The 5,316-nt window shown below is 65.7% G+C and carries 7 protein-coding genes and 1 pseudogene; 7 read left to right on the plus strand and 1 reads right to left on the minus strand.

The features are described from left to right. Nucleotides 1–10 precede the first annotated feature (10 nt). The 7 genes from ACIQ42_RS15535 (at nucleotide 11) to moaC (ending at nucleotide 4,971) form a co-directional block, all read left to right on the plus strand. Entirely contained in the window at nucleotides 11–250 is a 240-nt protein-coding gene (locus tag ACIQ42_RS15535; protein ID WP_397423161.1) for a MoaD/ThiS family protein, read from the plus strand. Next, nucleotides 247–687 carry a molybdenum cofactor biosynthesis protein MoaE gene (locus ACIQ42_RS15540; RefSeq protein WP_397423155.1) on the plus strand — a complete coding sequence of 147 codons (441 nt, stop codon included), beginning with the start codon at nucleotides 247–249 and terminating at the stop codon, nucleotides 685–687. Before ACIQ42_RS15535 ends, ACIQ42_RS15540 begins: the two co-directional genes overlap by 4 nt. A 25-nt stretch (nucleotides 688–712) precedes the next feature. Then, the gene (locus ACIQ42_RS15545; RefSeq protein ID WP_397423156.1) at nucleotides 713–1,411 is read left to right on the plus strand and encodes an SDR family NAD(P)-dependent oxidoreductase; all 699 of its coding nucleotides are present in this window, start codon (nucleotides 713–715) and stop codon (nucleotides 1,409–1,411) included. Between the two features lie 217 nt (nucleotides 1,412–1,628). Next, nucleotides 1,629–2,450, plus strand: a complete 822-nt coding sequence (locus ACIQ42_RS15550) for an aminoglycoside phosphotransferase family protein (protein WP_397423157.1) — start codon at nucleotides 1,629–1,631, stop codon at nucleotides 2,448–2,450. 244 nt (nucleotides 2,451–2,694) lie between these two features. Further along, on the plus strand, nucleotides 2,695–3,903 hold the full coding sequence (locus ACIQ42_RS15555) for an acyl-CoA dehydrogenase family protein (RefSeq protein WP_397423158.1): 1,209 nt from the start codon (nucleotides 2,695–2,697) through the stop codon (nucleotides 3,901–3,903). A gap of 55 nt (nucleotides 3,904–3,958) precedes the next feature. Continuing rightward, nucleotides 3,959–4,507: a molybdenum cofactor biosynthesis protein B gene (gene moaB / locus ACIQ42_RS15560; RefSeq protein ID WP_397423159.1), complete on the plus strand. Its 549-nt coding sequence runs from the start codon at nucleotides 3,959–3,961 to the stop codon at nucleotides 4,505–4,507. Next, on the plus strand, nucleotides 4,504–4,971 hold the full coding sequence (gene moaC, locus ACIQ42_RS15565) for a cyclic pyranopterin monophosphate synthase MoaC (protein WP_397423160.1): 468 nt from the start codon (nucleotides 4,504–4,506) through the stop codon (nucleotides 4,969–4,971). The genes moaB and moaC overlap by 4 nt, the downstream gene beginning before the upstream one ends. A gap of 9 nt (nucleotides 4,972–4,980) precedes the next feature. Here the strand turns inward: moaC and ACIQ42_RS15570 are convergent. Continuing rightward, a pseudogene (locus ACIQ42_RS15570) lies at nucleotides 4,981–5,316 on the minus strand (oligoendopeptidase F); the annotation flags it as partial.

Consider the following 5,316-nt stretch of genomic DNA (forward strand, 5'->3'; position numbering starts at 1 on the left):
GGCGGCTGAGATGGCGCGCGTGCTGCTGTTCGGACGGTTCCGCGATCTCGCCGGCTGGCGGGAGCGGGAGATCGAGGCCGCGACGTTGTCTGATCTGCGCAGCGCGCTCACCGCCGAGGACGCCGACTTTGGCGCGGCGCTGGTCGGGCCGGGTGTGCAGGTGGCTGTAGACCAGGCCATCGTGCGCGACGACGTCGCCCTGGGGCCACGTAGCGAAGTCGCCTTCCTGCCGCCGATGAGCGGCGGATGATCCGGCTCACTGAAACGCCGTTCGACCCGGGGGCGCTCCTTACGGCGTTCTCGAAAGCCCGTACCGAAACCGGCGCCATCGCCACCTTCACCGGCCTGGCCCGCGCGGAGCATGGATCGACCGCCATCCTGGAACTGGAAGCCTACCCGGGCTTCACCGAGGCCGAGATCAGCAGAATCGCGGCTGAAGCCCACGCGCGGTGGAGCCTCCACGACCTGACCATCCTGCACCGGGTGGGTCAGATCGCTCCCGGCGAGGCCATCGTCTTCGTCGCCACCGCCGCCGGCCACCGCCGTGCGGCCTTCGAAGCCTGCGACTTCCTGATGGACTATCTGAAATCGAGGGCCCCGTTCTGGAAGAAGGAATACGGCCCGGACGGCGCAAGGTGGGTGGAGCCCTCGGCGCAGGACCATTTGGACCGGGATCGGTGGGGGTAGAACTCTTGCACCTGTCAGGCTTCTCGTGAGCGGCTTTCCCGACCAGTTCGAAGCCGTGGTCGTCGGTGCGACCGGCGGGATAGGTGCTGCGCTTTGCGAACGGCTGGCCCTGGACCCCCGCGTGTCCCGGGTGCACAGGTTCTCACGCCACGGCCCGGCGCCGCTGGACCTCACCGACGAGGCGTCCATCGCCACAGCCGCGCTTGCGGTCGATGCACCCCGACTGGTGATCGTGGCCACGGGCCTACTGCAGGACGGCCAACAGACGCCCGAGAAGCGCCTGGCTGATCTGGACCCGGCCCGCCTTGCGCGAAGCTTTGCAATCAACGCCATCGGGCCTGCGCTGGTGCTCAAGCACTTTGCGCCCCGCCTGCCACGGGAGGGCAAGGCCGTTCTGGCGGTACTCACCGCTCGCGTGGGCTCGATCTCGGACAACCGGCTGGGCGGCTGGTACGGATACCGCGCCGCCAAGGCCGCCGCCAACCAGCTGGTGCGGACCACAGCCATCGAACTGGCCGCCCGCCGCAAGGACGCAATCTGCGTGACCCTGCACCCCGGAACGGTAGATACGCGCCTGTCGGCCCCGTTCCAGAAGGGGGTGTTGCCGGACAGGCTGTTCACCCCTGCCTTCGCCGCCGAACGCCTGCTGACCGTGATCGAGGCCCTGACGCCGGAGCAAACCGGTCATTTCCTGGCGTGGGATGGTCAGGACATCCCCTTCTAGGAGTCAAGATCTGACACTTGAGTCCTGGCGACCCGGTGGCGTGGCAGTTGATCGAACGTCCGGTTGTTGGCCGGAAGTCGGCGGCGAGAAACGACCCTAAACAGCCTTCGGGAGGGTCTGCTATCCGGCACCGAGCCGGAACGTCTGCTTGTTGGCCTGAACCCAACGCGAAAGAACGACCCATTGCGGACATCGGCTCCAGCGGCCAAGCTGAGGCATGGGATTAGAGCCCTTTCGCAAATGGCTGGACGCCTGGGACCTGATCCCGGACGGCGAACCGTTCGCATCCAACTGGAGCCAGCTTCTTCCGGTCCGCCGGGGCGATACGCCACTGATGCTCAAGGCGGCGATGTCCGAGCAGGAAGTCGTCGGATCCGCTGTACTGGATTGGTTCAGCGGTCAGGGTGCGGCGCGGGTCGTCGAACGGCATGATGACGCAGTACTTATGGAGCGTCTCTTCGGCCCGACGGCGCTGACGGACCTGGCCAGGCAGGACGGTGACCGCCGAGCATTCGAAGTCCTCTGCCAGGTTGCATATCAGCTTCATTCGGCCGCCGAACGGCTTCCCTTCGACGGCCTAATACCGGTGGAGAAATGGTTCGAAGCCCTCCCCAAAGCCGCGCAGGGCCTGGGCGGAGTGTTCACCAAGGCCGCGAGCACGTTCAATTCCCTTGTGGCCTCGCAGCGGCCGCGCGTCCCCCTGCATGGTGACCTTCACCACGCGAACGTCATGCAAAGACCGTCTGGCGAATGGGTCGCAATCGACCCCAAGGGACTGCTGGGCGAGCACACTCTGGACTACGCTATGATGTTGTTCGTCGATCCGCACAGCGATACAGGGATCGGCGACGGGCCGGGGATTGTGGCACGCGCACTGATCGTAGCCGAGCTTGCGGATGTCGATGCAGACCGCCTATTGTCGTGGTGTTTCTGCCAGGCTGCGCTGTATGGCGCTTGGTTCACGGGCCACCCACCGGAAGGACTTTGGCGAGGCCTGGCGGCGGATTTGGTGGAACGCGTCCCTGCCGTCGTGAGGTAACCCAGACCGAGTTGATTAGGCTTTCGGTCACGTCCGCTTTCCCTCCATCTCAGCCGTTCGGAATGTCCGCTCGTGGCGATGCGGCAATCGCAATCCATGGTCCTGCCTGCCCGTGGCCGCGTTGGCGCCGAGGTGCAGATTCGTTCGACCGGCGGCCTCACCTGACGCAGCGACAGATCGCTGACCTTGGGTCACGCGAAACTGGATGTATCGTAGGCTCAGAATTTCAATCGGAGAGCACGCCATGGCGGACTTTGGAGCCGACGTCGAACTTGAAACCTTCCGTGGCGAGGCGCGCGCCTGGCTGGAAGCGAACTTCCCCAGGTCCCTGAAGGGCAAGGGTGGGATGATGGCCGCCGAGGGGCCCCAGTCCGACACCTCCGACCTCAAGGCCTGGAAGAAGGCCATCGGCGAGAAAGGCTGGGCCACTCCCACTTGGCCGACCGAGTATGGCGGCGGCGGGCTGAGCCCGCAGCAGGCCCGCGTGCTGGGCCAGGAAATGGCCAAGGCCGGCGCCTTCAACCCGCTGACCTTCGGCATGGGCATCACCATGATCGGCCCGACGATCATGGACTACGGCACACCCGAGCAGAAGGCGAAGCACCTGCCGCCGATCATCCGGGGCGAGGTGCAGTGGTGCGTGGGCTATTCCGAACCGGGCGCCGGATCGGACCTGGCGTCGCTTCAGACCCGCTGCGAGGACAAGGGCGACCACTGGCTGATCAACGGGTCAAAAATCTGGACCAGCGGCGCGCAGGAATCTGCGTGGTGCGGGGCGCTGGTGCGAACCGATCCGACGGCCAAGAAGCATGAGGGAATCAGCTTCCTGCTGCTCGACATGAAGCAACCGGGGGTCGAGACGCGTCCGATCAAACTTATATCAGGATCCTCGCCGTTCTGCGAAACCTTCTTCACCGATGCGGTGGCGCCGAAGGATGCGATCCTGGGCGAGATCAACGTCGGGTGGACGGTCGGTAAACGACTACTTCAGCACGAGCGCGCCAGCCAGACCGGCGCCGGCGGCATGGGTCGCCCGACGCCTCTGGAAGACATCGCCAAGGACTATGTGGGCGTGGACGCCGAGGGGCGTATCGCCGACCTGGACCTGCGCAGCCGGGTCACACAGCACCTGATGGACGGCCGTATCCACGGCCTGACGCTGGCCAGGGCGGTGGCGGAAGCCAAGGGGGCGTCAGGTGCCACCAACGCCGCCTCGATCCTGAAGAACTCGGCCACCAACGTCTCCCAGGCCCGCGCCGAGCTGATGCTGGAAATGATGGGGTCACAGGGCCTGGGCTGGGAGGGCGATGCCTTCAAGCCGGAGGAACTGGAAGCCGTGAGCGCCTGGCTGTGGGGCAAGGCCATGTCGATCTATGGCGGCTCGGCGGAGATCCAGAACAACATCATCTCCAAGCGGATCCTGAACCTTCCGGACAATACACAGTCGACCTGACGGGTCTTTGTGTCGATCAGATCGTGTATAGAGGGCGTGTAGAGGAGCACGTCCTATGAACGCACTGACGCCCGGCGGAAAGATCGATACCGCCCGCCAGATCAAGCCCGTGAAGGTCGCGGTGCTGACCATATCGGACACCCGCGACGAGGAGAGCGACACCTCGGGCCACGTCCTGGCCGAGCGGGTGAAGGGTGCGGGTCACGAACTGGTCGACAAGGCCATCGTCCGCGACGACATCATGGAGATCCGCGCGAAGATCGAGGCGTGGGTGGCGTCGGGCTTCGTGGAGGCGATCATCACGACCGGCGGCACAGGCATCACCGGGCGCGACGTGACGCCGGAGGCTGTGCGTCCGATGTTCGACAAGGAGATCGACGGCTTTTCCGTGGTCTTCCACATGGTGAGCTACCAGTCCGTGGGCCTTTCGACCCTGCAGTCCCGCGCCCTGGCCGGGATCGTGAAGGGCGTGTTTGTCTTCTGCCTGCCGGGATCGAACGGCGCGGTGAAGGACGGCTGGGACAAGGTGATCTCGGCCCAGCTCGACAGCCGCCACGGCCCCTGCAACATGGTCGAGCTCATGCCCCGGTTGATGGAAACGTGAGCGGACTCACCCATATCGACGAGACGGGCCGGGCCCGCATGGTGGATGTCTCGGACAAGGCCGTGACCACGCGCGAGGCGGTGGCGGCGGGCTTTGTCAGGATGTCCCCGGCCACCCTTGCGCTCGCGGTATCGGGCGAGGGCCGAAAGGGCGACGTGCGCGCCGTGGCCGAGATCGCCGGCGTGATGGCGGCCAAGCGCACCTCGGACCTGATCCCCATGTGCCACCCGCTGGCGATCTCGAAGGTGGAGGTTCGCGTGGAGCCGGCCGGGGGCGGGCTGGCCGTGACCGCGAGGGTCAAGACGACGGGCCAGACCGGCGTCGAGATGGAGGCCCTGACGGCCGTCTCGGTGGCCTGCCTCACCCTCTACGATATGCTGAAAGCCGCCGAAAAGGGCATGGTGATCGAGGACGTGCGCCTGGTTAGCAAGACCGGCGGCAAGAGCGGGGACTGGACGGCGTAGCCGTTCGTATCAGACCAGCGCCTCAAACTCGTCCACGAGCCGTTCCAGCTGCTTCATGCCGGCCGCCCAGAAGGCCTTTTCCCGGGGATTGAGACCGAACGCCGCCAGCGCCTCGACATAGGTGACGGCGCCGCCGGCGGCCAAAAGCTTCTCATAGGCCGGAACGAAGGCCGCCGGATCCTCGCGGCGCTTCTCCATCAGCCCCCGCACCAGCAGGTCGCCGAAGGCGTAGGCATAGACATAGAATGGCGCGTGGACAAAGTGGGTGACGTAGGCCCAATAAGGCGCATAGCCCTTGCCTAGCCGGATGGCGGGACCAAGGCTTTCGGCCATGATCTCCATCCA

The sequence above is a fragment of the Phenylobacterium sp. genome, from assembly GCF_044372605.1.
GTDB lineage: Bacteria > Pseudomonadota > Alphaproteobacteria > Caulobacterales > Caulobacteraceae > Phenylobacterium.

Coding starts and splice junctions, on each gene's coding strand:
- ACIQ42_RS15535 (WP_397423161.1), top strand. CDS start 11: ATGGCGCGCGTGCTGCTGTTCGGACGGTTCCGCGATCTCGCCGGCTGG.
- ACIQ42_RS15540 (WP_397423155.1), top strand. CDS start 247: ATGATCCGGCTCACTGAAACGCCGTTCGACCCGGGGGCGCTCCTTACG.
- ACIQ42_RS15550 (WP_397423157.1), top strand. CDS start 1,629: ATGGGATTAGAGCCCTTTCGCAAATGGCTGGACGCCTGGGACCTGATC.
- ACIQ42_RS15555 (WP_397423158.1), top strand. CDS start 2,695: ATGGCGGACTTTGGAGCCGACGTCGAACTTGAAACCTTCCGTGGCGAG.
- moaB (WP_397423159.1), top strand. CDS start 3,959: ATGAACGCACTGACGCCCGGCGGAAAGATCGATACCGCCCGCCAGATC.